Source organism: Ruegeria sp. AF7 (genome assembly GCF_056541885.1).
This window is the reverse complement of record NZ_JBQFYX010000002.1, coordinates 381,205-405,609: the sequence shown is the minus strand read 5'-3', so window position 1 is coordinate 405,609 and position 24,405 is coordinate 381,205. Positions and strand designations below refer to the sequence as shown.

The window sequence follows — 24,405 nt, the reverse complement described above, 5'->3', positions numbered from 1 at the left end:
AGCCTAGTTTGAGGTCAGCGTTATAGCAGCGCCCGCCTCAGGCTCAAGCCGGGGACGCAAGCCCAGCAGAGGTGCCACGCGACCGATAAGTTCGGCAGCAACAGGCACTGCTGTCCAGCCTGCGGTGCGGCGTTTTTCGCCGTAAGCCACGATTGAAGGTTCATCCAGCGTGACGATCAGAACATATTTCGGATCGTAGGCCGGGAAGAGCGTTGCGAAAGTGGCGATGACCTTGTCTTCGTAATACCCGCCGCGTGGCTTGGGCTTGTCTGCCGTGCCGGTCTTGCCAGCCACGTCATACCCTTTCACCTCGCCAAAGCTGGCAGTGCCATCCGTCACCACTTTGCGCAGCATTTTCTGCGCCTGACGCGCGGTTCCCTGCGACATCACGCGAGGGCCGTATTGCGGGCCGTTCTGGCGCAGGATGGTCGGGCTGACATAATGCCCGCCATTGGCAATCGCCGCATATCCCGCTGCAAGGTGCATCGGGCTGGTTGACAGGCCGTGGCCGTAGGAGATGGTCACAGTGCTCAGCTCGCCCCATTTCTTTGGCTTCAGCGGCACACCGCCCGTGGCCTCGACAATCTCGAACGGGGTCGGGTCGAACATGCCGAGCGCATTCAGAAAATCCTGCTGCCGCTGCGCGCCGATCTGCAACGCCAGACGCCCGGTGCCACGGTTCGAACTGTGGACGATCACATCCGCCACGCTGATCTTGCCGTAATTCTTGCCGTTGAACTCTCCGATCGGGAAGCGCCCGATCTTCATTGGGCCGGATGTATCGATGATGGTGTTCGAGTTTACCAGCCCAAGTTCAACCGCCTGCGCGGCGGTGAAAATCTTGAAGACCGATCCCAGCTCGTACACACCCTGCACATAGCGGTTGAACAGCGGGCTGTCCGAGGGATCAAACCCCGAGGTCGGCGGGCGAGGGCGATCATTGGGATCGAATGAGGGCAGCGAGGCGGCGGATAAAACCTCGCCCGTATGCGCATTCATCAGAACCGCCGACGCACCCTTGGCGTTCATGATCTTCATACCGCCGTAGAGCACCTGTTCGACCGCGGCCTGAATGGTCAGGTCCAGCGACAGTTGCAGCGGCTTGTTGCCATTGGCTGGGTCGCGCAGATAGTCGTCAAACTGCTTTTCCACCCCGGCCACACCGATCACCTCGGCGGCGCTGACGCCCTCGCGGCCAAAACCGGAGCCGCCCAGGATGTGCGCGGCCAACTTGCCGTTGGGATAGAGGCGCATCTCGCGCGGGCCAAACAGGATGCCGGGATCACCGATGTCGTGCACGGCCTGTTTCTGTTCGGGCGAAATGCGTTTCTTGATCCACAGGAACTTGCGCTTGCCAGTGAAATCCTTGACCAGACGCTCTTTATCCAGATCGGGGAAGATCGCGACCAGCTGATCTGCTGCCGCAATCGGATCGATCATCAGTGGCGGCTGCGCGTAGACGGAATAGGTATCCAGATTGGTGGCCAGAATGCGCCCTTCGCGGTCGACGATATTGGCGCGCTGCATAGCAATCGCGGCCCCCGGCGCATTGGCCAGTGGCTCCTGCACCTCGGACGTTGCCAACATGCCCATGCGGACGCCAACCACCGAGAATGCGCAGAAGAAGAACAGCCCCAGCACCAGCAGACGCCCTTCGGCGCGGGCGCGGGCGCGGTCTTTCATGTCTTCGTGGCGCTTGCGGATGTTTTCACGCTCGATCGCCTTTGGGTTTTCGCCACGGGCGCGGGCGTCAAGGATACGGGCCAGTGGACGAAGGGGCGTGCGTGTCATGGGATCTGCACCTCGCCCAATGCCTGAATGTCGGTGATGGCCTGCAATTCAATCGGGTCAACGATGGGCAGGTCCGGGTCTTCGGCAAAGGCAATCTGATCGGCGCGCCCGAACTGTTCGGCCCGCAGAGGCAGCAGACCAAGGCGTTCAAAATTCAGGTCCGCCAGTTCTCGCAGCCGGTCGGGGCGGTTCAAATAAGCCCATTCTGCGTTCAGGACCGCCAGCCGCACCTGCGCCATGCCGATCTCGCGTTGCAGGGATTGCGTTTCCTTCACCACCTGTTGGGTGCGATAATTCTCCTGATAGGCCCAAAGCGCCAATCCGAACACGGACAGAGCAGTCAACACATACAAAACACTCTTCATCTTGCCCTTCCCCCAAGTTGAGGCATTCCAATGGCGCGGGCCTCAATTTCCCCCGCCGGAGCATCGGTGCGGATCGCAACACGCAGCTTGGCCGAGCGCGCGCGCGGGTTTTCCTGCAATTCCTGTTCGTCTGGCCCCACGGCCTTGCGGGTCTTCAGCGTGAATTGCGGCTGGTCCTGTTCCATCTCGGGCGCATAGCGGTTCGCACGCCCTGTTTTGCCCGCGCGCGACTGAAAGAACCGTTTGACCATCCGGTCCTCGATGGAATGGAAGGTGACAACAGCCAGCTGCCCACCGGGTTTCAGCGCACGTTCGGCGGCCATAAGGCCCTGAAACAGCTCTTCATATTCGGCATTCACCGCGATCCGCAGGCCCTGAAAACTGCGCGTTGCGGGATGCGATTGCCCCGGTTTCGGGCGCGGCAGACAGGATTCGACAATCTCGGCCAGACGCAGGGTGGTTGTGATCGGCGCCTCGGTTCGCGCCCGGACAATCGCCTTGGCAATCCGGCGGCTGGCGCGTTCTTCGCCATAGTGGAACAGGATATCGGCCAGTTGCGCCTCTGTCGCTGTATTTACCAGATCGGCGGCGCTTTCACCTTGCTGGCTCATCCGCATATCCAGCGGACCGTCCTTCATGAAGGAAAACCCGCGCTCGGCCTGATCCAGCTGCATCGAGGACACGCCAAGATCCAGCACAACGCCATCCAGATCCTGCGCGTATTCGTCCATGCGCGAGAATACGCCGGGCTGCATCACCAGCCGGTCGCCGTAATCCTGCGCCCAATCTGCCGCCATTTCAAAGGCCAGCGGGTCACGGTCTACACCGATTACCTTGTCTGCCCCGGCCTCCAACAGCCCGCGCGTATAGCCGCCCGCGCCAAACGTGCCGTCCAGCCAGATGCCCGTGACCGGCGCAACCGCAGCCAGCAAGGGGCGCAGCAGAACGGGGATATGTGGTTTTTCAGATGAGGACGCAGCGCCGGCCATGCCGTTACGCATCCCCGGTGCCGTCTAGGAACTGCATCGGGTCAAAATCGTCCGGCAGATCATCCATCCATTCTTCGGTCTTGGCCAGTTCCTCGACCTCGTAGGTCTCGGGCTTCCAGATCTGAAAGGTGTCGCCTGCGGCGATAAAGAACGCCTCGCCTTCGAGGCCGATCTTGCTGCGCAGCTTGGCGGGCAGCACAAGACGCCCGGTTTCGTCCACGTTGGTCGGGAAGGACTGACCATGGAACATGCGCTGCAACATCCGCCGCTGCATCGAGCCGCGCGGCAGGGCATCAATCTTGGCATCAACCTCGTCAATCGCCTGCATGGTATAACATTCAAGGTATTTGCGGCGGTGGTCACCATAGACAATCACCAGTTCGGGGTTGTCACCGGGCTGCCAGTTGGGATCGGACGATTCAAGCACACGGCGAAACGAGGCCGGGATCGACACCCTGCCCTTCGTATCCACCTTGTGGTGGCTTTCACCTCTAAACCTGCGCGCCAAGACGACTGTCCCTTTCGCTTGCGCCCCACCTTGAATTCACGTTCCCCCCGGATGAAAAACGGCGGGTTGATCTGCTGCCACTGATCAACCCGCCGCATTGACCCGCTTTGCGGGATGTCCAGCTGCGCGCGCCACCTGGGGGGATGTCTGCTCGCCCGCGCGCCGGATCTCTTGGTTGATGAAAGCGAGATGCCTGTATGAAACCTGAATATTTTTGGTCGGGGTCGTTTGGTGCCCCTGCTGCCTCGTCCTCATCGGATGTATAAGGGATGACATGGGAATTCATGGAAATCAATAGGAATTTTGCGCAACGTGTCATGAGAAACACGGCCAGACTGGATTGTCATTGAAGGATTCGAGCTTCGTGACACCAGTTTTAGCGGGTGGCGAATAACACACCCCTATATATTGGGAAATTCATCGGTCGAAATTTTTCCCGCGATTTCCCAAGAATTTTGCCCACTTTTCTTTTGGACTGGAAATATTGGCCTCAAATGCACAATCCGCCCTTCGAATCGTTCAGAATTTCGGGTCGTTTTCCAGCAATCTCCCCCACGCGACCACATCGCCCCATGATTTCCCACGAGCGATTCACCCAAGCCTTGTCAACATCAGAACGGATATGTTTTGCCCATTTTCCCGCCGAGTGCGCTCAATTCAGAGGCAGACCATCGGGAAGGGCCAGATGCCGCCGACAAAGCTGACCTAGGGTCGACCCCATATTTTCAAGGCGCATCGCGGCAAGAAGAAAAAACTGAGCCAATCTATGCATTTGCTGCATAGCAGCATTGATGTCGTGACCTATTGTGCAATTGCAGCATTTGCCTATCTTCAATCTCAAGCAAGGGCCGGACGATACCGGCAAGACAAAAAGATACGGATGATGAGCATGGCAGTCGCAAGCACGCATACAGCAGTAAAGAACGCACCGGCGTTCGGGCTTGGCGCAGTTCTGGAAAACGCAAAGACCCGGTTCGTACGCTATCGTTTGTACCGCCAGACCGTCAATGAACTGTCCGCTCTGTCGAACCGCGAGCTGGCCGATCTTGGCCTGCACCGCTCGATGATCCGCCGCGTTGCCATGCAGGCGGCAAACGAACAAACCGCGCGATAAGCGCAACACGCATACTGAGATCAGGCCCTTCCTCCTCCCTTAGGGTCTGTAATCAGCGGCAACGTCTTCCTCCTCCCTGACGTTGCCGCACCTTATACCGGCCTCAACCCGCCGGACACGGATACATCGGGGCGTCCTCCTCCCTGCCTTGATGTTGAAAGCGCGCGGCGATGTCTTCCTCCTCCCTGACATCGCCGCGTCTTCCTCATACCGGGTTCAAACCCGGGCTCGCATACATCAGGGCTCTCCTCCTCCCTGCTCTGATGTTGACAAGACGGCGGTTCCCTCTCCTCCTCCCTGGGAACCGCCGTTTTTTGTTTTTCGGACACTGGTGTAGGATGGCGTCCTGACTTCTGATGCGGAGGATGCCATGGCCGCCTATTTCATTGCACAGATCAACATTCACGACCCGGACGGGTACCAGGCCTATCTGGCGGGTTTCATGCCGATCTTCGACCGCCACGGCGGTCGCCTGCTGACGGTCTCATCCAAACCGGTCGAACGGATCGAAGGCGATTGGCCCGAAGGCGGGATTGTGTTGATGGAGTTTCCGGATCTTGCAGCAGCGAAAGCCTGGAAGGACGACCCGGATTACATTGAGCTGGCGAAGATCCGACAGGCCACCGCAACCACCAATCTGGTTCTGGTCGACGGGATATGACGGTTCAGAACGGGACGTCATCCTTGTTGGTCAGAAAACGCGAGACCACTTTCTTGATGCCCGCCTTGTCGAAATCGACCTCGACCTTGTCACCTTCTATCCCGATCACCGCGCCGTAGCCGAATTTCTGGTGAAACACCCGTTCGCCCAGCGTGAAACTGGCCAGTGCGGTGGCGTCGATCACCGTGTTGCGGCTTTCGCGGGGTTGCGACATGCCATATTGGCCCTGCCGCGCCTGCAACCGTCTCCAACCCGGTGAGTTATAGACATTGGCTTCGGCCGCGCGGGTTTCTATGCCCGCCGTCTGATGCCCACCGCCATAAAGGCCCGGAGGTGTCAGCACCTCGACATGGTCCTCGGGCAACTCGTCAATGAACCGTGACGGCATGGAATTCTGCCATTGCCCAAATACCCGCCTGTTGGCGGCGAAGGAAATCGTACAAACCTCTTCGGCACGGGTGATGCCGACATAGGCCAGACGGCGTTCTTCCTCGAGCCCTTTGAGGCCGGTTTCGTCCATCGACCGCTGCGAGGGGAACAGCCCGTCTTCCCAGCCCGGCAGGAAGACGACGGGAAACTCCAGCCCCTTGGCCGCGTGCAGGGTCATGATCGAGACCTTGGCCCCGTCACCGTCCTGTTCATTGTCCATGACCAGGCTGACATGTTCCAGAAACCCTTGCAGGTTCTCGAAATTGTCCAGTTGGTTGACCAGTTCCTTGAGGTTTTCCAGACGCCCCGGCGCTTCGGGGGTCTTGTCGTTCTGCCAATGGGCCGTGTAGCCGGATTCGTCGAGGACGATCTGTGCAAGCTCAATATGCGTATGCTCGGGCGCGCCATAGCGGATCGGCGAAACCCCGTCATCAATAACCGTGTCATCATCGACTTCAATCCGGGGACCGCGTGTCATCGCATTCCACCGGGCCAACCCGTCGATCAATTCGCGCAGGGCTTTGCCGCCCTTGCCCTTAATCAGCCCGTTTTCGACTGCAATCCGCGCACCTTCGACCAGAGACACGCCATTCTCACGCGCCACAATCTGAATGGTCTGCTGCGCCTTGTCGCCCAATCCGCGTTTCGGCGTGTTCACGATCCGCTCGAAGGCCAGATCATCTTCGGGGCTGACCACCAGCCGGAAATAGGCCATGGCATCGCGGATCTCCATCCGCTCGTAGAAACGCGGGCCGCCGATCACCTTGTAGGGCAGACCGATGGTCAGGAACCGGTCCTCGAAGGCGCGCATCTGGTGGCTGGCGCGCACGAGAATCGCCATCTCATCAAGGTTCATCGGACGGATACCGCGCGTCCCGCCCTGCATCGCGTCGATTTCCTCGCCGATCCAGCGGGCTTCTTCCTCGCCATCCCAATGACCGATCAGGTTGACCTTGTGGCCGTCTTTGGCATCGGTCCAAAGCTCTTTACCCAAACGGCTTTCGTTGCCCCGAATGACGTTCGATGCAGCCGCCAGAATATGCGGGGTCGAGCGGTAGTTCTGCTCCAGCCGCACGACATACGCACCGGGAAAGTCCTTTTCGAACCGCAGGATGTTGCCGACCTCGGCCCCGCGCCAGCCATAGATCGACTGGTCGTCATCGCCCACGCAGCAGATGTTCTTGTGACCCCCGGCCAGCAGCCGCAACCACAGGTACTGGGCAACGTTGGTATCCTGATACTCATCCACAAGGATGTAGCGGAACCAGCGCTGGTATTGTTCCAGAACATCCGGATGGGTCTGAAAAATCGTGACCATGTGCAACAGCAGGTCGCCGAAATCCACCGCATTCAACTCGCGCAGGCGGGTCTGGTATTGGGCGTAAAGTTCTTGATTCGTGATCAATCGCCTACCGATTGCACCGCTATATGGATTTCGATTTTTGAATTTATACTTCTTTGACGTTTCGCCCATTTCCTGATCAGAATAAATACGGTCTGACCAAAGCTCATTCACTTCCCTAGATGGCACCTTGCTTGGAAGAATAGCGCGGTTTTTCCAATCGTCTATTTGGCCAGCCAAAGCGCGCGGTGGATGCCGTTTTTCATCGACGTTTTCAGCAATAAGAATCTGCTTCAGCACTCGTTTCTGGTCGTCGCTGTCCAGTATCGTGAAGTTCGATTTCAGATCGACCAGTTCCGCGTGGCGGCGCAGCAGTTTGACGCAAATGGAATGGAAGGTGCCCAGCCATGGCATTCCTTCAGCTGGCTGGCCCAGCAAGCGGCCCACTCGTTCTTTCATCTCGCGCGCGGCCTTGTTGGTGAAGGTCACCGACAGAATCTCGTTCGGGCGCGCGCGCGCCGTGTTGAGCAGATGCGCAATCCGGGCCGTCAGCGCCTTGGTCTTGCCGGTCCCCGCCCCGGCCAGCATCAGAACCGGGCCGTCCAGACGTTCGACCGCGTCACGTTGCGCCGGGTTCAGATCATCCAGATAGGGCGAAGGGCGCACGGCCATAGCCCGCGCCGACAGGGATGCGCCTTCGAAGGCGTCCATTTCGTCAAAACTGCTCATGACCCCAAACTACGCCGGATGGAGGCCGAGGGAAAGAGTTTGTTCACGGCTTGTTCGCAAGGATTTTTCACGTCTTTTTGCATTCAATTCTAAACAAAGATGCCGCCGCCCTGTGGGGCTGTTAACCCTCTGTCAAGTCCTGGCCCGGATGCTGACCCCATTGCTGCGGGAGTGGAACAGATGGAAGCGAAGGAACTGACGGGCGGGTCGTCACGGCTGAAACTTGTGGGCGTTACCCTGATTCTGATCGGGCTGACAGCAGCAGCGGGATGGGGCATCTATGCGGCCCCTGCCCCGGTTGTGGACCGCATGTTGGAATCGGATTTGCGAAAAGACGCCATGCAGCTAAGCCGTCAGGTCGAAAGCCATCTGGACGATCTGGATGCAACGTTTCGGTACCATGAGCTGCACGAGCATGACGCGGAATTCCTGATGCTGCTGCCCGAAACCTCGGACATCTACCGGTTCAAACTGTTTGATGCGTCCGGTCAGGTGTTCTGGTCGACCCGTGCCAGCGATGTGGGGGCCGTGAATACAAAACCGTACTTCCAGTCGGTCGTCGCCGCCGGAAGCATTTATTACAATCACGCGGAAAAACCCGCGGCAGAGGTTGACTCGATCGACAATGACCCAGCCGGACATGCAAGCCCAAACACCAGACATGTGGCCGAGGTTTATACACCAATCGTCAGGGACGGCGTTTTCCTTGGCGCTATCGAATTTTATTCGGACATCACCAATGTCAGAACCCTGTTCATCACGCGCGTGCGCCTGTCGCTGGCGTTGCTGAGCAGTGTCGCATTGCTGGCGCTGACCACGGTCATCCTGATTGTCCACCGCACCAACCGCCGTCAGATGCGTGATCTACACAAGCGCGCCGTGAAAGAACGCGAACTGATGGGAGAACAGCTTCGCCTGGCGCGTGAGGTGCGCCTGCTGGGCGAGTTGAACGAGTGGCTGCAATCAAGCCGCTCACTGGATGAGCTTTTCGACATGGTGGCGCGCTTTATGACCCATATCCTGCCCGAGGCCGAGGGGAGCGTGTACGTCTATTCCAACTCGCGCGATGTGCTGGACGGGAGTGCCAGTTGGAACGGGGGAACGCACAAGTCTCATATCCATCCGGAAGGATGCTGGGGTTTGAGGCGCGGCCGGACTTATGAGTTCGGTGCCTCTGAGATCGATTTTGTCTGCGAACATGCCGAACCGCATGACGGGCGGCCCTATTTCTGTTTTCCCATTCTGGCCCACGGGGAAACCGTTGGTCTGTTGCATCTGCGCGCGGCTGAGGGGCGAGAGGCCTGTTTCCATAAAAGCCGCAAGCTGGCGCAGCTGTGCGCCGAACAGATCAGCATGGCAATCGCCAATGTCCGTATGCGCGATCAGCTGCATGACCAATCGGTGCGCGACCCGCTGACCGGGCTGTTCAACCGCCGCCACATGACTGAGACATTGCGCAAGGCCATCAGCCGCAGCCAGCAGACCGGCGCCGCGCTGAGCCTGATTGCCGTGGACGTCGATCACTTCAAGAAATTCAACGACACGCATGGTCATGACGCCGGAGACATGGTGTTGCGCGCGGTCGGCGCGGCGCTGGAACAGGGCTGCGACCGGGACGAGATCGCCTGCCGCATCGGCGGTGAGGAATTCATGCTGATCCTGCCCGACAACAGCCCCGAAGATGCCATGACCCGGGCCGAGCAGTTGCGCCAGTCGGTCGAGGCGGTCATTGTCCGCTATGGCGAAAAGGCCCTGCCCCGTATCACAATCTCGGTCGGGGTCGCGCATTACCCCGCCCACGGCACCATGCCGCAGGATCTGATGCGAGCCGCGGATGATGCGCTGTATGTCGCCAAGGACAAGGGGCGCAATCAGGTTCACGTCGCCGCCGGGGCGCTGGAGCAGGCCAGGCGCGTTCCCGCAACGGGTAAACGCCCATCGCCGGAAGCCGCTTGAAAACCTTGCCGAATCGCCCCGCAGGCCGGATCAATCCTTATGGACCTGCACAGTACCTATCCCGGTATTCCCGATCTGAAACGCCGCGCACGCCGTCGGCTGCCGCACTTCGTGTGGGAATATATCGACAGTGGCACCGGGATTGAAACGACGCGGCATCGCAATCGCAAGGCACTGGATGATGTCCGTCTGAGCCCCTCGATCCTGCATGGGGACCTTGAATTCGATACGTCGGTGAAAATCCTGGGCGGCACCTGTCCTTTGCCCTTCGGTATTGCGCCGATCGGGATGTCCGGGCTTGTCTGGCCTGATGCAGAGCGACTGCTGGCGCAGGCCGCCGCCAAGGCAGGCATTCCTTATTCGCTATCGACGGTGGCCAGTCAGAGCCCCGAAGACCTGGCCCCCTATCTGGGCGAGACCGCGTGGTTCCAGCTGTATCCGCCAAGGGACCCAGAAATTCGCATGGACATGCTGAACCGGGCGCGCGGGGCGGGATTTCGAACTCTGGTTCTGACCGCTGACGTCCCTGTCGCCTCGCGCAGGGAGCGGCAGACGCGCTCGGGCCTGCGGCAGCCGCCGAAACTGACACCGCGCCTGCTGGCACAGATCGCCCAAAGACCTGCATGGGCCCTGGGCATGCTGCGCAGCGGCGTTCCGCACATGCGCACGCTGGACAAATATATCGATGACCCTGGTGATCTGCCGCCGACGGCCCATGTCGGATACCTGCTGCGGACCTCGCCGGATCTGGATTACGTCAAATGGCTGCGCGATCATTGGGATGGACCGTTCGTCGTGAAAGGCATCCTGCGCCCCGAGGACACGGACAGGCTGGAACGGGTGGGTGTGGACGCCCTGTGGGTGTCGAATCACGGGGGCCGACAGTTCGACGCGGCCCCGGCCAGCATCGAGGTTCTTCCCGCGATCCGGAACGCGACCCGCCTGCCGCTGATTTTCGACAGCGGTGTCGAAGGCGGGTTGGATATCCTGCGTGCGCTGTCGCTGGGCGCGGACTTTGTCATGCTGGGGCGTGCTTTTTTGTACGGTCTTGCGGCACTTGGCGCCAAAGGCCCGGCGCATGTGATCGAAATCCTGAGGCAGGATCTGCACGCGAATATGGGCCAGATGGGACTGGCCGATCTGTGTCAGTTTGAGACGAAACGCTAAATTATTGATGCTGCAACGCGGCATCCCTATAAGTGTGCCGAGGCCAAAGGGCGTTTGCGAGCGATAACATGCCGGTTCTACCCAGAAGAACGGATGTACCTGTGCGTATTCTCCGCCCATTAAGACGCCCAAACACCAAAGACCGGGACCTGATATGACAGACTTCAACAAGATCCTGATCGCCAATCGCGGCGAGATTGCCATCCGCGTCATGCGCGCAGCAAACGAGATGGGCAAACGCACCGTCGCTGTTTACGCTGAAGAAGACAAACTGGGCCTGCACAGGTTCAAGGCGGATGAGGCCTATCAGATTGGCGAGGGCATGGGTCCGGTCGCGGCGTATCTGTCGATTGACGAGATCATCCGCGTGGCCAAGCATTGCGGCGCGGATGCGATCCATCCGGGCTATGGCCTGCTGTCCGAAAACCCGGATTTCGTGGATGCCTGCGTCAAGAACGGCATCACCTTCATCGGCCCCCGGGGCGAGACCATGCGCGCATTGGGCGACAAAGCCAGCGCGCGGCGCGTGGCCATCGCGGCCGGTGTGCCTGTCATTCCAGCCACCGAAGTTCTGGGTGATGACATGGACGCGATCCGCAAGGAGGCCGCCGAGATCGGATACCCGCTGATGCTCAAGGCGTCCTGGGGTGGCGGCGGACGCGGGATGCGCCCGATCCAGTCGGAGGATGAGCTGGAAGAAAAGGTTCTGGAAGGCCGCCGCGAGGCTGAGGCCGCCTTTGGCAATGGCGAAGGCTATCTGGAAAAGATGATCACCCGTGCCCGCCATGTCGAGGTGCAGATTCTGGGCGACAAGCATGGTGAGATTTATCACCTGTACGAACGCGACTGCTCGGTCCAGCGCCGGAACCAGAAGGTCGTCGAACGCGCCCCTGCCCCTTACCTGAGCGAGGAACAGCGCGCCGAGATTTGCGAACTGGGCCGTAAGATCTGCGCCCATGTGAATTACGAATGCGCGGGCACTGTCGAGTTCCTGATGGATATGGAGACGGGCAAGTTCTACTTCATCGAGGTAAACCCCCGCGTACAGGTCGAACACACGGTCACCGAAGAGGTCACCGGCATCGACATCGTTCAGGCGCAGATCCTGATCGCCGAGGGCAAAACGTTGGCCGAAGCCACCGGCGCCGCCAGCCAGGCCGAGGTGCATCTGAACGGTCACGCGCTGCAAACACGGATCACCACAGAAGACCCGCAGAACAACTTCATCCCCGATTATGGCCGGATCACCGCTTATCGCTCGGCCACGGGCATGGGCATTCGTCTGGATGGCGGCACGGCCTATGCGGGCGGTGTCATTACGCGGTACTACGACTCGCTGCTGACAAAGGTCACCGCCTGGGCGCCGACGCCCGAGAAGGCGATCAGCCGGATGGACCGCGCCCTGCGCGAGTTCCGTATTCGCGGCGTCAGCACCAATATCGATTTCGTTATCAACCTGCTGAAGCACCCAACCTTCCTGTCGAATGAATACACCACCAAATTCATCGACACGACGCCGGATCTGTTTGCCTTCAAGCGCCGCCGCGACCGGGGCACCAAGGTTCTGACCTATATCGCCGATATCACGGTGAATGGTCATCCCGAAACCAAGGACCGCCCCGAGCCGCGCGCCGACCTGAAAGTCGCCAAGCCCCCCGCGCAGAAGGCCGAGCCGCGGATGGGCACGCGCAACCTGCTGGAGCAGAAAGGCCCGCAGGCCGTGGCGGACTGGATGAAAGCGCAGCGGCAGCTGCTGATCACCGACACCACCATGCGCGACGGGCACCAGTCGCTGTTGGCGACCCGGATGCGGTCGATCGACATGATCAAGGTGGCGCCAACCTATGCCGCGAACCTGCCGCAGCTGTTCTCGGTCGAGTGCTGGGGCGGTGCGACGTTCGACGTGGCCTACCGGTTCCTGCAGGAATGCCCCTGGCAGCGTCTGCGCGATCTGCGCGAGGCGATGCCGAACCTGATGACACAGATGCTGCTGCGGGGCGCAAACGGGGTTGGTTACACCAATTATCCCGACAACGTGGTGCAGGAATTCGTGCGCCAGGCGTCGAAAAACATCGACGTCTTCCGCGTCTTCGACTCGCTGAACTGGGTCGAGAACATGCGCGTTGCGATGGATGCTGTTATCGACAGCGGCAAGATCTGCGAGGGCACCGTTTGTTATACCGGCGATATTCTGGACCCTGACCGCGCCAAGTATAACCTGAAATACTATGTCGGAATGGCCAAGGAGTTGCGCGACGCAGGCGCGCATGTTCTGGGTTTGAAGGATATGGCGGGCCTGCTGAAACCTGCCTCGGCCAAGATTCTGATCCGGGCGCTGAAGGAAGAAGTTGGGTTGCCGATCCACTTCCACACCCATGACACGGCCGGTATCGCCAGCGCGACCATCCTTGCCGCCTCTGAGGCGGGCGTGGACGCGGTGGATTGCGCGATGGACAGCTTCAGCGGCAACACGTCCCAGGCAACGCTGGGCACTGTGGTCGAGGCACTGCGCCATACCGACCGTGACACCGGGTTGGACATCAAGGCGATCCGCGAGATCAGCGATTACTTCGAGGCTGTGCGTGGCCAATATGCGGCCTTCGAATCAAGCCTGCAGGCCCCGGCGTCCGAAGTGTATCTGCACGAAATGCCGGGTGGTCAGTTCACCAACCTCAAGGCACAGGCACGCAGCCTGGGTCTGGAAGAGCGCTGGCACGAGGTCGCGCAGATGTACGCCGATGTGAACCAGATGTTCGGTGATATCGTAAAGGTAACGCCCTCGTCGAAGGTTGTTGGTGACATGGCGCTGATGATGGTCAGTCAGGGCCTGACCCGCGAGCAGGTCGAGGATCCGGCGACAGATGTGGCCTTCCCCGACTCGGTCGTCGACATGATGCGCGGCAATCTGGGTCAGCCTCCGGGCGGCTTCCCGAACACCATCATCAAGAAGGTGCTGAAGGACGAGGCCCCCAACACCCAGCGCCCCGGCAAGGACGTGCCTGCCGTCGATCTTGAGGCCACCCGCGCCGAGCTGTCCAAGCAGCTTGAGGGCAAAGAGGTCGATGACGAGGATCTGAACGGGTACCTGATGTATCCCAAGGTGTTTCTGGATTACATGGGCCGTCACCGGATTTACGGCCCGGTCCGCACCCTGCCCACGCGCACCTTCTTTTACGGTATGGAGCCCGGCGAAGAGATCACGGCCGAAATCGACCCCGGCAAGACGCTGGAAATCCGGTGTCAGGCCATTGGCGAAACGGATGAAAAGGGCGAGGTCAAAGTGTTCTTCGAGCTCAACGGCCAGCCGCGTGTGATCCGGGTGCCGAACCGGATGGTCACATCAACCACTCAGGCGCGCCCCAAGGCCGAGGTCGGCAACCCCGATCATGTCGGTGCGCCGATGCCGGGTGTTGTGGCCACTGTTGCCGTGACCGCGGGCCAGCAGATCAAGGAAGGCGACATGCTGCTGACCATCGAGGCGATGAAGATGGAAACCGGCATCCATGCCGAGCGTGATGCGACCGTCAAAGCCGTGCATATCCAGCCCGGCGGCCAGATTGACGCAAAGGACCTTCTGATCGAACTGGAATAAGACGGAAAACAACCTAATGTTCATCGGGCCGTGTGGGAGACCGCACGGCCTTTTTCTATGATTGAGCGGAGACCCATTATGCTTGCAATCACCCCGATCTATGCGGCCCTGATCGCAATTCTCTACGTCACACTCAGCGTCAAAGTGATCCTGCAACGACGCAGCGACAAAATCTCGGTCGGAGACGGCGGCGGCAAGCTGATGATCAAGGCGATACGGACACACGCGAACTGCGCCGAATACGCCCCGATTTCCCTGCTGCTGATTGCTATGGTCGAGTTGCAAGGCGCGGCCGGAATATTGGTCCATCTGCTGGGGCTGATGTTGCTGGCGGGGCGTCTTTTGCACGCGTACGGATTTGGACGGACGCCACAGATCGTCATCCTGCGGCAGGCCGGCATGAGCCTGACCTTCCTCGCCATTCTGGGTGCGGCTTTTGCAAACCTGATTCTGGCGCTTTAGGCCGTCTGGCGGGTGTTACCCTGCCAGAACGGTTGTTTCGATCTGCGGTGCACCCAGCAGAACCGGTGTGAACCGGTCATGTTCATGCCGGTCCGGTTTCAGGATGGCAGCCCCGATCAGAATCATCGCAGCAAGCATCACGATCTTCAGGTCTGCAACGGATATCATGACGGCACCTCCTGCCTGTGTTTTGTTGATTTGAGTTACGGGTTGAACGGGTCACGGGCCGGATTCCGTCGAAAAGATTTTTCCCGCTTTTTGTGTTTTTCCGCTTGCAGCCCCGCGTGGGAATTTATACATCCCTCCTCACTCAACGGCGCGGGCGTAGCTCAGGGGTAGAGCATAACCTTGCCAAGGTTAGGGTCGGGCGTTCGAATCGCCTCGCCCGCTCCATTGAGAGGTCTTCGGACCACATATGTATCTGATGCGGGCGTAGCTCAGGGGTAGAGCATAACCTTGCCAAGGTTAGGGTCGGGCGTTCGAATCGCCTCGCCCGCTCCAGATACCAAACCTTCCGAACATGCTGGTTCTTCTGCCCCCGTTGCGGCATTCTGAATGCAATTTGCAACACGGGATGTTCGCATGTCTGATTATGTTATCCGCCCCTTGACCGCTGATGAGTTGCAGGAGGCTGTGGATTGGGCCGGGCGTGAGGGGTGGAATCCGGGCCACCACGATGCCTTGTGTTTTCGCAGTACTGACCCTTACGGGTTCCTGGGCGGTTTTCTGGATGGCGAAATGATCGCGTCTGTCTCGGCGGTGAATTATGACGATGATTTTGCCTTTTTGGGTTTCTACATCGTCAAGCCGGAATACAGACACCATGGCCACGGGCTTGAGATTGCGCAGCATGCGCTGGCCCATTGCACCGGGCGCAACATGGGTCTGGATGGCGTGGTCGAGCAGCAGGACAACTACCGGAAATCCGGATTCGCCTTTGCCTATAACAACTACCGCTTTTCAGGGCGGGTTGCCGATATCTTGCGCGCGCTGGCACCGACCGCTGGTGTTGCCGTGCTGAGCACGGTTTCTGATGCGTTAAGGGACTATGACCGTCAGCTTTTCCCAGCCCCGCGCGATGCGTTCCTGCATGGTTGGCTGAGCGCAAGCGGCCATGTGTCCCGCGTGTTTTCCGAAGACGGGCAGATCAAAGGCTATGCCACGCTGCGCCCCTGTCAGACCGGATACAAGGTTGGGCCTCTGTTTGCGGACCGCGCCGACATTGCCGAAGCGCTGCTTGCTAGCGTGTTAAAGGCTCTGCCCGAAGATCAAAGCGGGCAAGAGGTGTTCATCGACATGCCACAGCCCAACAACGCCGCCTTTGCATTGGCCGACAGGCTGGGGCTTGTGAAAGTGTTCGAAACGGCCCGGATGTATTCCGGCGATCAGCCGGATATCGACCTGAGCCGCATCTATGGCGTGACAACGTTTGAATTGGGTTAGAACGCCTTGAACGTCATCGTCGTCAGCGAGCGTTCGATATCGGGAATCACCAGCAGGTGTTCGTTGATGAAATGGCCCACATCCTCGGTTTCGGGGATGTAGAGCTTGAGCATCAGATCAAACTCACCGCTGGTGGAGTAAAGCTCTGAATGTATTTCGCGCAGGGCGATTTCCTCGGCGACCTTGTAGGTGGTGCCGGGTTTGCAGCGGATCTGGATGAATACGCAGGTGGACATGGCTTGGCCCTGTTGGTTCATGTTGTCTGCAAGCTGACATGGTGCCGGGCCGGGTGCAATCCCTTGCAACAGTTTGCAGCGATTGCAACGCATGGTCTGGATCAACCCACCCCACCCCGTCTATAAGCGCGCCTGTAGCAAAAGGATTTCGCCCATGCGCACCGCTTCGATCAGCCGCAAGACCGCCGAAACCGATATTTCGGTCAAGGTCAATCTGGATGGCACCGGTACATATGACAATCAGACCGGCGTCGGGTTCTTTGACCATATGCTGGACCAGCTGGCGCGCCACTCGTTGATCGATATGACAATCCGCGCCAAGGGCGACTATCACATCGACGATCACCACACGGTCGAGGATACCGGCATCGCGCTGGGTCAGGCTTTGACACAGGCCCTGGGCGACAAGAAGGGTATCCGGCGCTATGGCGAATGCCATCTGCCGATGGATGACGCGCAAGTGCGCTGTGCGCTGGACCTGTCGGGCCGCCCGTTCCTGATCTGGAATGTCGATCTGCCGACGCAAAAGATCGGTACGTTCGACACAGAACTGGTGCGCGAGTTTTTTCAGGCGCTCAGCACCCATGGCGGCATCACCCTGCATATCGACCAGTTGCACGGCTTCAACAGTCACCACATCGCCGAGGCCGCGTTCAAGGCCGTTGCACGCGCGTTGAGGGATGCGGTTGAGACCGATCCGCGCAAAGCGGATGCGATTCCGTCGACCAAGGGCGCGTTGTAAATGCTCACAGCCATAATTGATTACGAAAGCGGCAATCTGCATTCAGCGGAAAAGGCGTTTCAGCGCATGGCGCAAGAGGTCGGCGCAGGTGACGTTGTTGTCACCTCGGACGCGGATGTAGTTGCGCGTGCGGACCGACTGGTTCTGCCCGGTGATGGTGCCTTCCCGGCCTGTGCTGCCGAGCTGCGCGGCCACAAGGGTATTTATGACGCGATGGTCGAAGCGGTCGAACAGAAGGGCCGCCCTTTTCTGGGCATCTGCGTTGGCATGCAACTGATGGCAACCAAAGGCCATGAATACACCGAGACCGATGGTCTGGGCTGGGTGGCAGGCGATGTTGTTCGAATCGAACCGTCAGATGCCGCTTTGAAAGTGCCGCATATGGGCTGGAACGATCTGGTTCTGGAAAGCGATCACCCGATCTTTGCCGGGGTGAAATCAGGCGATCACACCTATTTCGTCCATTCCTACCATTTTCGCGTGTCCGACCCGGCGCAGCGATTGGCTTATGTGGACTATGGGCAGGACGTCACGGCCGTGATTGGCCGCGACACGATGGTTGGGATGCAGTTTCACCCCGAGAAAAGCCAGGATGTTGGCCTGCGTATGCTGGGCAACTTCCTGACCTGGAAGCCCTGAGGCTTACTGAACCCGCGTCCAGGTTTGCCCGCGGCAGATCAGGCCGCCCGCCACACAGCCCTTGACGGTCAGCGCATTCTGGCCGTCCAGAGACATTTTCGAGTTGTAGGTTTTGTCGCGGTCGGGGGCCCAGATCTTACCGCTGTCATAGCTGCCGCCCCCTTCGGGGACCATGTCCCAGATGATCTTTTTGCCAAGGTTCTCATATTCCAGCTGCTGGTTGCCATCCGCGTCGAACGCGCTGTCGATGGTGCCGCAGATCGCACTGCCGCATTCGGAAATCGTCACATGCAGATAGCCACCCGTGTCGCCCGGCGCGGTTTTCCACAGGCCGTCAACCGGATCGTCCGCAAATGCAGCTGTAGCAAGCAGCATCAGGCCCGCTGAAAGAGTAAAAGTCTTCATGATTTTCTCCCTGTTTTGTGGGCAGTCTGACCCGCTAATGGGCGGCGGGCAAGAATGACCCAGCGTCGCGTTGCATCCCCTGCCCTGCTTGTGCGATATCCCGCGCGTGTAACAGTGATATAGGGCCGCCTGACATGATCCTCTACCCCGCCATCGACCTTAAAGACGGCCAGGCCGTACGCCTGCTGCGTGGTGAAATGGACAAGGCCACCGTGTTCAACGAAGACCCGGCCGCTCAGGCCCGTGCCTTTGTCGAGGCGGGGTGCGAATGGCTGCATCTGGTCGACCTGAACGGCGCATTCGCAGGCGAGCCGGTCAACGCAGCACCGGTTGAGGCAATTCTGAAAGCGTGCAAGGTGCCTGCGCAACTGGGTGGTGGCATCCGCGACATGGCCACGATCGAAACTTGGATCGAGAAGGGGCTGGCGCGGGTCATTTTGGGCACTGTCGCTGTCGAAAACCCCGGTCTGGTGCGCGAAGCAGCCAAAGCCTTTCCCGGCAAGGTCGCTGTCGGCATCGACGCACGCAACGGCATGGTGGCCACCAAAGGCTGGGCCGAAGAGACCAATGTTCAGGTTACCGATCTGGCCCGTAGTTTCGAAGACGCGGGCGTGGCCGCAATCATCTACACTGACATCAACCGAGACGGTGCCATGCAGGGCCCGAACATCGAAGCGACCGCAGCCCTGGCACAGGCCGTTTCCATCCCTGTGATCGCCTCGGGCGGTGTCAGTTCACTGGACGACCTGATCGCCCTTCGCGATTGCGGCGTTGCGCTGAACGGCGCGATTTCAGGCCGGGCGCTTTATGATGGCGCAATTGACCTGGCCGAGGCCATCCGCGCCCTGTCGTGATCGGTTATTGCGCGGCTGCGGCGGTCAGCTTGGCCAGTGCACCGCGCATCTTTTCGATGACCGGTGATTTGTCGACATCGTTCAGGTCGTCCAATGTCTCTTTCGGGTCTTCATAGATTAGCCAGACCTGACCATTGGCATCTTCGTACGCCTGCACCTTGAGAGGCAGAAACAGCCCGGCGCGCGGGTCGATCTGCATGGCTGGCGTACCCAGCGCCGGGTTGCCGAAGATCAGCACCTGATTGGCAGGAATGGACGTACCGATCTTTTCCGCCCCGGCCGCGTGGTCGATGCGGGCAAACACGGTTGCGCCTGCATTTCCGACGACGGCTTCCAGCGCGTCCAGCGCCTCGGCCACGGATTTGTCGGTTTGAACCTTGATCAGATCATCTGCCATTGCGGTCAGCGCGCCTCCGATTGAAAAAACACAAGCCAGTATCAGTCTACGCATATCGATATTCCTTCTGTGAAATTCACCCCAGTTTTCACAGAATTGAGACCTCTCACAATCACAAGTCTGGCATCGGCAGGGCTTTGCCGCTAGAGGTGCGCCCATAAAGGATATCCTATGCTGAAAACCCGGATCATTCCCTGCCTTGATGTTGCCGATGGCCGAGTGGTCAAAGGCGTAAATTTCGTGGGCCTGCGCGATGCGGGCGACCCGGTGGAATCGGCCAAGGCCTATGATGCTGCCGGAGCGGACGAGATCTGCTTTCTCGACATTCACGCGACCCATGAGAATCGCGGCACCATGTTCGATGTGGTGCAGCGTACGGCGGAACAGTGTTTCGTGCCACTGACCGTGGGCGGTGGGGTGCGAACAAAAGACGATGTGCGCGCCTTGCTGCTGGCGGGGGCGGACAAGGTCAGCTTCAACTCGGCCGCGGTTGCCAATCCGGATGTGATTGCCGAAGCGGCAGATCAGTTCGGCAGTCAGTGCATTGTCTGCGCCATCGACGCCAAGACAGTCAGCCCCGGCAAGTGGGAGATCTTTACCCATGGTGGGCGCAAACCCACCGGCATTGACGCGGTTGCCTTTGCAAGAACCGTGGTCTCCAAGGGGGCCGGTGAAATCCTGCTGACCTCGATGGACCGCGACGGCACCAAATCCGGGTTCAACCTGCCGCTGACCCGCGCCATTTCCGACGCGGTGGATGTGCCCGTGATCGCCTCGGGCGGTGTTGGTACTTTGGACCATCTGGTCGAGGGCGTCACCAAGGGCGGTGCAAGCGCCGTGTTGGCGGCATCGATTTTCCATTTCGGCGAATACACCATCCGCGAGGCCAAGGAACATATGGCCGCAGCTGGCATCCCCATGAGGCTAACATGAGCATCTTGCACGATCTGGCCGCCACGATCGAGGCACGCAAGGGGGCTGATCCCGAAAGCAGCTGGACGGCCAAGCTGCTTGCGAAAGGCCCTGAGAAATGCGCCGAGAAATTCGGTGAAGAGGCCATAGAGGCCATCATCGAAGCCGTAAAAGGGGATCAGGTTAAGCTGACCTCGGAAGCGGCGGACGTGTTGTATCACCTTCTGGTCATGCTGGCCGCGCGGGACGTGGCGCTGGATGATGTTCTGGCCGAGCTGGACCGCCGTCAGGGCACCAGCGGTATCGCCGAAAAAGCTGCCCGCCCCAAAGGGTAACGTCCGGGTTCCGCACTGGCTCCTGGGCCGTTATACTCGGATGCCAGACTGTCAGGGCGAAGGCGCGTTATGATCCGAATTTTGATGCTTGTGGCAACCCTTGCCATCGTCGCTGGCTGCGCCGCGCCGCCGCGCTCGACCGGGGATGAGGTGCAGCGGCTCGCCACGGAGATTCAGGGCCTTGGCCCGGATATCGACCCTGAGGAGGCCCGACGCGCAGCGGGAATTGCTTACGCCTATACCGCTCAGCTGGTCGAGGAATACCAGATCACAGACCCGCCCCTGATCCATAACATGAAGGTCAACAAGGGGCTGCGCCCGCGTGGGCTGTGCTGGCATTGGGCCGAGGATATCGAGCGGCGGCTGAAACAGGAAAACTTCCGGACACTGGAGCTGCACCGTGCCATTGCAAACGCGGACAACCCGACGCGGATCGACCACAGCACCGCAATCATCAGCGGTAAAGGTGCGACGCTGTATGACGGTGTCGTATTGGACCCGTGGCGTTATGGCGGCGTGTTGTTCTGGTCTCCGCTGGTCGAGGATACCCGGTATGACTGGGTTCCGCGCGACGTGGTGCTGGAAAAGCGGCGGAAGGAACAGGTCGCCCGTCTGAAACCTTACGTCCCCGCCAAACCCTAAAGCTTGGACGAGATGATCCCGGTCGAAAATCCGCCCATGCGCAATTCGCCAAACAGGCGCTGATATTCGATCTTTGGGCAACGGTTCATCACCACATCCACGCCACGGGCCTGAGCCTTTACCGCCGCTTCAGGGTGTTCCACGCCAATCTGCATCCAGATCGTACCGAGCGACGGGAAAGCCTCCAGCGCCTCATCTACAATGGGTGGCACGGCCTCGGACCGCCGGAAAATGTCCACCATGTCTACAGGCTCGGAGATCTCTGACAGGCTGCCGCGAACCGTCTGACCAAACAGGTCTTTGCCCGCGTGGCCCGGATTGACGGGAATCACCTTGAACCCTTTCAGCGACAAATAGCGCGCCACGTAATAGCTGGGTCGCACAGGGTTCATGGAAACGCCGACAACGGCCACCGTCTTGGTGCGTTGCAAAATAGCCTTAAGGTACTGATCGGAATAGTCTGGCATGCCCTATCCTTAACAGGGTTCCAAAAAGAAAAAAGCGCCCAAGAAAGCTTGGGCGCCAGTTGTTGGAACGAGGGACAGTGAAATGACCCGCGGCAGTTCCGTTCCGCGGTCACTGTGACATTTAAGCATGGATCCGTTAAAAAAAAGAGGGGTGGCGCATTTTTGTGATGACTTTTCACAATTAGCTGAACCCTGCCTACTCCCCATAGAGAATTGCGGGCCAGTTTTCTTCTGCCATCGCAATGTATCCTGTTTGATTCTGCTGCCAGATTTCCTCGACCGCGGGTGAATGCGTCAGGTAAAGACGCCCATCGACCACCTGCCACGTATTCGGATCCGTGCTTTTCAACACACCCATCGCCATCCCGTACGAGCAATAACCACCGAACTGCGGCGCAAAGGCGCGCGGGTTGCCTTCAAAGAGCTCGCGATTTGCCTGCGATTTGAAATGCCACCGGGCGCCCTTCCACATGACCGCGTTTTCGGGTGCCCCTTTTGAAGGCGCGTCGCTGTCAAAATAGGACACGGGATCATACCCCGCCAACGCCACACCGTCAGTGGCGTAATACACGGGATTGTCCTGCGCAAACACGGCAGGAGCCAGCAATACAGTGCTCAGCGAGCTCATAAAAGTACGTCGGTTCAGCATCGTCATATGGGAATCTGCACATTCAAGACCATCAAGATGCAACTTTTCGCGTTTTTCGGAACCCCTGTTGACGCGGATGTGAACGAGTGTTCGCCAGTTGAAACTTAGTCAAAGATGTCTTCGATCACGTCCCATGCTTCGTCGAACACGCGCGCAAGCATGGTCTTCTTCCTCTTTTTGCGCTTTGTTTTCCGCGGGGCAGCATGAGACACAGCTACGCGCAGCGGTTCGGGTTTGTGTACTTTCCGCGCGGGCAACATCTTCAGGTTGTGCAGCGGCGCTCCACAGCTGGAGCAGCTAAGCTCGTGCCGTTCCTTGCCTTTCAGGATCAAGGCAGCCCGGGTGCCGCAATAGCAGCAGGTCGCGATTTTGGCAGGACCGGGAATGACGCTCTCCTTTGCTCAGGGTCGCGATGCATATAAGGCGATTGCCGCAGCATTTGAGACGTTCAGCGAACCAAATCCCCCGGCTGCGTCAATTTTAACCAACTGATCCACGGTTTCCTTTGTCTTCTGCCGCAGGCCCGGACCCTCCGCGCCCAGCACAAGCGCGACAGGGCGGTCACGGCCATCGCTTAGCGCACCTTCGATTGTCACATCGGCTTCTCCGTCCAGCCCAAGGACCAGAAAGCCCATGCCCTGAAGCTCGACAATCGCGTCCGCAAGGTTGCGCACCCGCAGATAGGGCTGCCGCTCAAGCGCACCGCTGGCGGTTTTTGCCAGTGCCCCGGTCTCGGGCGCGGAATGGTGGCGTGTGCCGATCACAGCACTGGCCCCCAGAACTTCGGCCGAGCGCAGAATCGCCCCGACATTGTGCGGGTCGGTGACCCGGTCCAGCAGAATGACGCGAGGGTTTTCGCGACCGATGCAGTTATCTGCCAGACTGCCCCATTCCAACGGCTTGACCTCCAGCGCTGCGCCCTGATGCACGGATCCAGCATCGATGGGCGCAGAAAACTTGCGCGGGTCGACCATCTCGGCCCCGATCCGCGCAAATTCAATAGCTTCCGCCAGTTTGTCACACGCATTCCGCGTCACCATCAGGCGTAGTTTTTGCCGTTTTGGGTTCATCAGCGCATCGCGAACCGCGTGCAGGCCAAACAGCCAGACTGTTTCCGCAGCAGCAGCTTTGCGCGCCTGTTCCTTTTCGACGACCCATTTGGGTTTCTTCATTTTACGGGCCTCCGGGCCGGGAATTCGGTTTCCTGCGTCAAAGGGAAATTTTCCTGTTGACGCTCCTTTGGTGCGCTAGTAATCACGCCTCCACGTCAGGTGCAACGCCTGACAGTGGGCGACAGGCCGCAAGGTGTGGCAGGGGACTGTAACTCCCTCGCGGAGACGCACGCCTGGTTCGATTCCAGGGTCGCCCACCATCTTTCCAACATATTCCGAAGATGGTCCGGACGCGTGTCCCGCGCTGCGTTATTCTCTGGCAGCTGTGTCATTGCTGTTGGTCTGCCGCCATTCTCAGATGCGGCAGCCCTGATCCGTTTTACAGATATTAACCCGGCGCTAACCCGACCGGATTGTGAACGAAGGGGGCCGCGTGGTCTTCGCCACCTCATGTCATGACGTTCAGA

General features: G+C 59.4%; 25 protein-coding genes and 3 tRNA genes. 16 read left to right on the top strand and 12 right to left on the bottom strand.

From position 1 onward, the window contains the following. Positions 1-3: 3 nt before the first annotated feature. Genes ACR0AP_RS07450 through mraZ form a run of 4 tightly spaced genes read right to left on the bottom strand, consistent with a single transcriptional unit; the run spans position 4 to position 3,653 of the window. Entirely contained in the window at positions 4-1,791 is a 1,788-nt protein-coding gene (locus ACR0AP_RS07450) for a peptidoglycan D,D-transpeptidase FtsI family protein (protein WP_267363330.1), read from the bottom strand. Next, positions 1,788-2,156, bottom strand: coding sequence for a cell division protein FtsL (ftsL, locus tag ACR0AP_RS07445; RefSeq protein ID WP_209504535.1), 369 nt, complete (start codon positions 2,154-2,156; stop codon positions 1,788-1,790). Before ftsL ends, ACR0AP_RS07450 begins: the two co-directional genes overlap by 4 nt. Then, complete coding sequence (rsmH, locus tag ACR0AP_RS07440) at positions 2,153-3,145, bottom strand: 16S rRNA (cytosine(1402)-N(4))-methyltransferase RsmH (RefSeq protein WP_209504536.1); 993 nt, start codon at positions 3,143-3,145, stop codon at positions 2,153-2,155. Before rsmH ends, ftsL begins: the two co-directional genes overlap by 4 nt. A 4-nt stretch (positions 3,146-3,149) precedes the next feature. Beyond that, positions 3,150-3,653: a division/cell wall cluster transcriptional repressor MraZ gene (mraZ, locus tag ACR0AP_RS07435; RefSeq protein WP_267363323.1), complete on the bottom strand. Its 504-nt coding sequence runs from the start codon at positions 3,651-3,653 to the stop codon at positions 3,150-3,152. Between the two features lie 889 nt (positions 3,654-4,542). Between mraZ and ACR0AP_RS07430 the strand changes: the two genes are divergently transcribed. Together ACR0AP_RS07430 and ACR0AP_RS07425 are read left to right on the top strand one after the other, a co-directional pair. Then, a complete protein-coding gene (locus ACR0AP_RS07430; protein ID WP_480506247.1) occupies positions 4,543-4,767 on the top strand; it encodes a DUF1127 domain-containing protein in 225 nt (74 codons plus the stop codon). Between the two features lie 370 nt (positions 4,768-5,137). Next, the gene (locus ACR0AP_RS07425) at positions 5,138-5,428 is read left to right on the top strand and encodes a DUF1330 domain-containing protein (protein WP_480506246.1); all 291 of its coding nucleotides are present in this window, start codon (positions 5,138-5,140) and stop codon (positions 5,426-5,428) included. Between the two features lie 4 nt (positions 5,429-5,432). Here the strand turns inward: ACR0AP_RS07425 and ACR0AP_RS07420 are convergent, their stop codons facing one another. Next, on the bottom strand, positions 5,433-7,928 hold the full coding sequence (locus tag ACR0AP_RS07420) for an ATP-dependent helicase (RefSeq protein ID WP_480506245.1): 2,496 nt from the start codon (positions 7,926-7,928) through the stop codon (positions 5,433-5,435). A gap of 180 nt (positions 7,929-8,108) precedes the next feature. On the opposite strand from ACR0AP_RS07420, the gene ACR0AP_RS07415 reads away from it, so the two are divergent. The 4 genes from ACR0AP_RS07415 to ACR0AP_RS07400 all read left to right on the top strand — a co-directional run bounded on the left by ACR0AP_RS07415 (position 8,109) and on the right by ACR0AP_RS07400 (position 15,105). Then, a complete protein-coding gene (locus ACR0AP_RS07415; protein WP_480506244.1) occupies positions 8,109-9,884 on the top strand; it encodes a sensor domain-containing diguanylate cyclase in 1,776 nt (591 codons plus the stop codon). A 39-nt stretch (positions 9,885-9,923) separates the two neighbouring features. Beyond that, complete coding sequence (locus ACR0AP_RS07410; protein ID WP_480506243.1) at positions 9,924-11,051, top strand: alpha-hydroxy acid oxidase; 1,128 nt, start codon at positions 9,924-9,926, stop codon at positions 11,049-11,051. A 154-nt stretch (positions 11,052-11,205) separates the two neighbouring features. Beyond that, on the top strand, positions 11,206-14,643 hold the full coding sequence (locus ACR0AP_RS07405; RefSeq protein ID WP_480506242.1) for a pyruvate carboxylase: 3,438 nt from the start codon (positions 11,206-11,208) through the stop codon (positions 14,641-14,643). 78 nt (positions 14,644-14,721) lie between these two features. After that, positions 14,722-15,105, top strand: a complete 384-nt coding sequence (locus tag ACR0AP_RS07400; protein ID WP_480506241.1) for an MAPEG family protein — start codon at positions 14,722-14,724, stop codon at positions 15,103-15,105. A gap of 15 nt (positions 15,106-15,120) precedes the next feature. Here ACR0AP_RS07400 and ACR0AP_RS07395 read toward each other — a convergent pair whose 3' ends face one another. Continuing rightward, the gene (locus ACR0AP_RS07395) at positions 15,121-15,273 is read right to left on the bottom strand and encodes a hypothetical protein (protein ID WP_209597812.1); all 153 of its coding nucleotides are present in this window, start codon (positions 15,271-15,273) and stop codon (positions 15,121-15,123) included. A gap of 150 nt (positions 15,274-15,423) precedes the next feature. On the opposite strand from ACR0AP_RS07395, the gene ACR0AP_RS07390 reads away from it, so the two are divergent. The 3 genes from ACR0AP_RS07390 to ACR0AP_RS07380 all read left to right on the top strand — a co-directional run bounded on the left by ACR0AP_RS07390 (position 15,424) and on the right by ACR0AP_RS07380 (position 16,548). Further along, positions 15,424-15,498, top strand: a tRNA-Gly gene (locus ACR0AP_RS07390). A gap of 33 nt (positions 15,499-15,531) precedes the next feature. Further along, a tRNA-Gly gene (locus tag ACR0AP_RS07385) sits at positions 15,532-15,606 on the top strand. A gap of 81 nt (positions 15,607-15,687) precedes the next feature. Next, positions 15,688-16,548, top strand: a complete 861-nt coding sequence (locus ACR0AP_RS07380; protein WP_480506240.1) for a GNAT family N-acetyltransferase — start codon at positions 15,688-15,690, stop codon at positions 16,546-16,548. Here the strand turns inward: ACR0AP_RS07380 and ACR0AP_RS07375 are convergent. Then, complete coding sequence (locus ACR0AP_RS07375; protein WP_209504547.1) at positions 16,545-16,784, bottom strand: Lrp/AsnC family transcriptional regulator; 240 nt, start codon at positions 16,782-16,784, stop codon at positions 16,545-16,547. The genes ACR0AP_RS07380 and ACR0AP_RS07375 overlap by 4 nt on opposite strands. Positions 16,785-16,938: 154 nt before the next feature. Between ACR0AP_RS07375 and hisB the strand changes: the two genes are divergently transcribed. Further along, positions 16,939-17,526, top strand: coding sequence for an imidazoleglycerol-phosphate dehydratase HisB (hisB, locus tag ACR0AP_RS07370; RefSeq protein WP_480506239.1), 588 nt, complete (start codon positions 16,939-16,941; stop codon positions 17,524-17,526). Further along, on the top strand, positions 17,527-18,165 hold the full coding sequence (gene hisH, locus ACR0AP_RS07365) for an imidazole glycerol phosphate synthase subunit HisH (protein ID WP_480506238.1): 639 nt from the start codon (positions 17,527-17,529) through the stop codon (positions 18,163-18,165). Between the two features lie 3 nt (positions 18,166-18,168). Here the strand turns inward: hisH and ACR0AP_RS07360 are convergent, their stop codons facing one another. Beyond that, positions 18,169-18,570: a DUF2147 domain-containing protein gene (locus ACR0AP_RS07360; protein WP_480481901.1), complete on the bottom strand. Its 402-nt coding sequence runs from the start codon at positions 18,568-18,570 to the stop codon at positions 18,169-18,171. Between the two features lie 134 nt (positions 18,571-18,704). On the opposite strand from ACR0AP_RS07360, the gene hisA reads away from it, so the two are divergent. Beyond that, positions 18,705-19,424, top strand: coding sequence for a 1-(5-phosphoribosyl)-5-[(5-phosphoribosylamino)methylideneamino]imidazole-4-carboxamide isomerase (gene hisA, locus ACR0AP_RS07355; RefSeq protein WP_480486320.1), 720 nt, complete (start codon positions 18,705-18,707; stop codon positions 19,422-19,424). 4 nt (positions 19,425-19,428) lie between these two features. Here hisA and ACR0AP_RS07350 read toward each other — a convergent pair whose 3' ends face one another. Continuing rightward, positions 19,429-19,875, bottom strand: a complete 447-nt coding sequence (locus ACR0AP_RS07350; RefSeq protein ID WP_480506237.1) for a DUF302 domain-containing protein — start codon at positions 19,873-19,875, stop codon at positions 19,429-19,431. A 117-nt stretch (positions 19,876-19,992) separates the two neighbouring features. Between ACR0AP_RS07350 and hisF the strand changes: the two genes are divergently transcribed. The 3 genes from hisF to ACR0AP_RS07335 all read left to right on the top strand — a co-directional run bounded on the left by hisF (position 19,993) and on the right by ACR0AP_RS07335 (position 21,710). Further along, positions 19,993-20,754, top strand: a complete 762-nt coding sequence (hisF, locus tag ACR0AP_RS07345) for an imidazole glycerol phosphate synthase subunit HisF (protein WP_209504552.1) — start codon at positions 19,993-19,995, stop codon at positions 20,752-20,754. Further along, entirely contained in the window at positions 20,751-21,068 is a 318-nt protein-coding gene (locus ACR0AP_RS07340) for a phosphoribosyl-ATP diphosphatase (protein ID WP_480481906.1), read from the top strand. Before hisF ends, ACR0AP_RS07340 begins: the two co-directional genes overlap by 4 nt. 69 nt (positions 21,069-21,137) lie before the next feature. Then, a complete protein-coding gene (locus ACR0AP_RS07335) occupies positions 21,138-21,710 on the top strand; it encodes a hypothetical protein (RefSeq protein WP_480481908.1) in 573 nt (190 codons plus the stop codon). On the opposite strand, the gene ACR0AP_RS07330 is transcribed toward ACR0AP_RS07335, so the two are convergent. The 3 genes from ACR0AP_RS07330 to rlmB form a co-directional block, all read right to left on the bottom strand. Beyond that, positions 21,707-22,177, bottom strand: coding sequence for a CoA-binding protein (locus ACR0AP_RS07330; protein WP_480481910.1), 471 nt, complete (start codon positions 22,175-22,177; stop codon positions 21,707-21,709). The two genes, ACR0AP_RS07335 and ACR0AP_RS07330, sit on opposite strands and share 4 nt — an antisense overlap. A gap of 196 nt (positions 22,178-22,373) precedes the next feature. Further along, positions 22,374-22,805 (bottom strand): YHS domain-containing (seleno)protein, encoded by a 432-nt coding sequence (locus ACR0AP_RS07325; protein ID WP_480481912.1) that lies wholly within the window; start codon positions 22,803-22,805, stop codon positions 22,374-22,376. 422 nt (positions 22,806-23,227) lie between these two features. After that, on the bottom strand, positions 23,228-23,998 hold the full coding sequence (gene rlmB / locus ACR0AP_RS07320) for a 23S rRNA (guanosine(2251)-2'-O)-methyltransferase RlmB (protein ID WP_480506236.1): 771 nt from the start codon (positions 23,996-23,998) through the stop codon (positions 23,228-23,230). 116 nt (positions 23,999-24,114) lie between these two features. On the opposite strand from rlmB, the gene ACR0AP_RS07315 reads away from it, so the two are divergent. Next, positions 24,115-24,198, top strand: a tRNA-Tyr gene (locus tag ACR0AP_RS07315). Positions 24,199-24,405 lie beyond the last annotated feature (207 nt).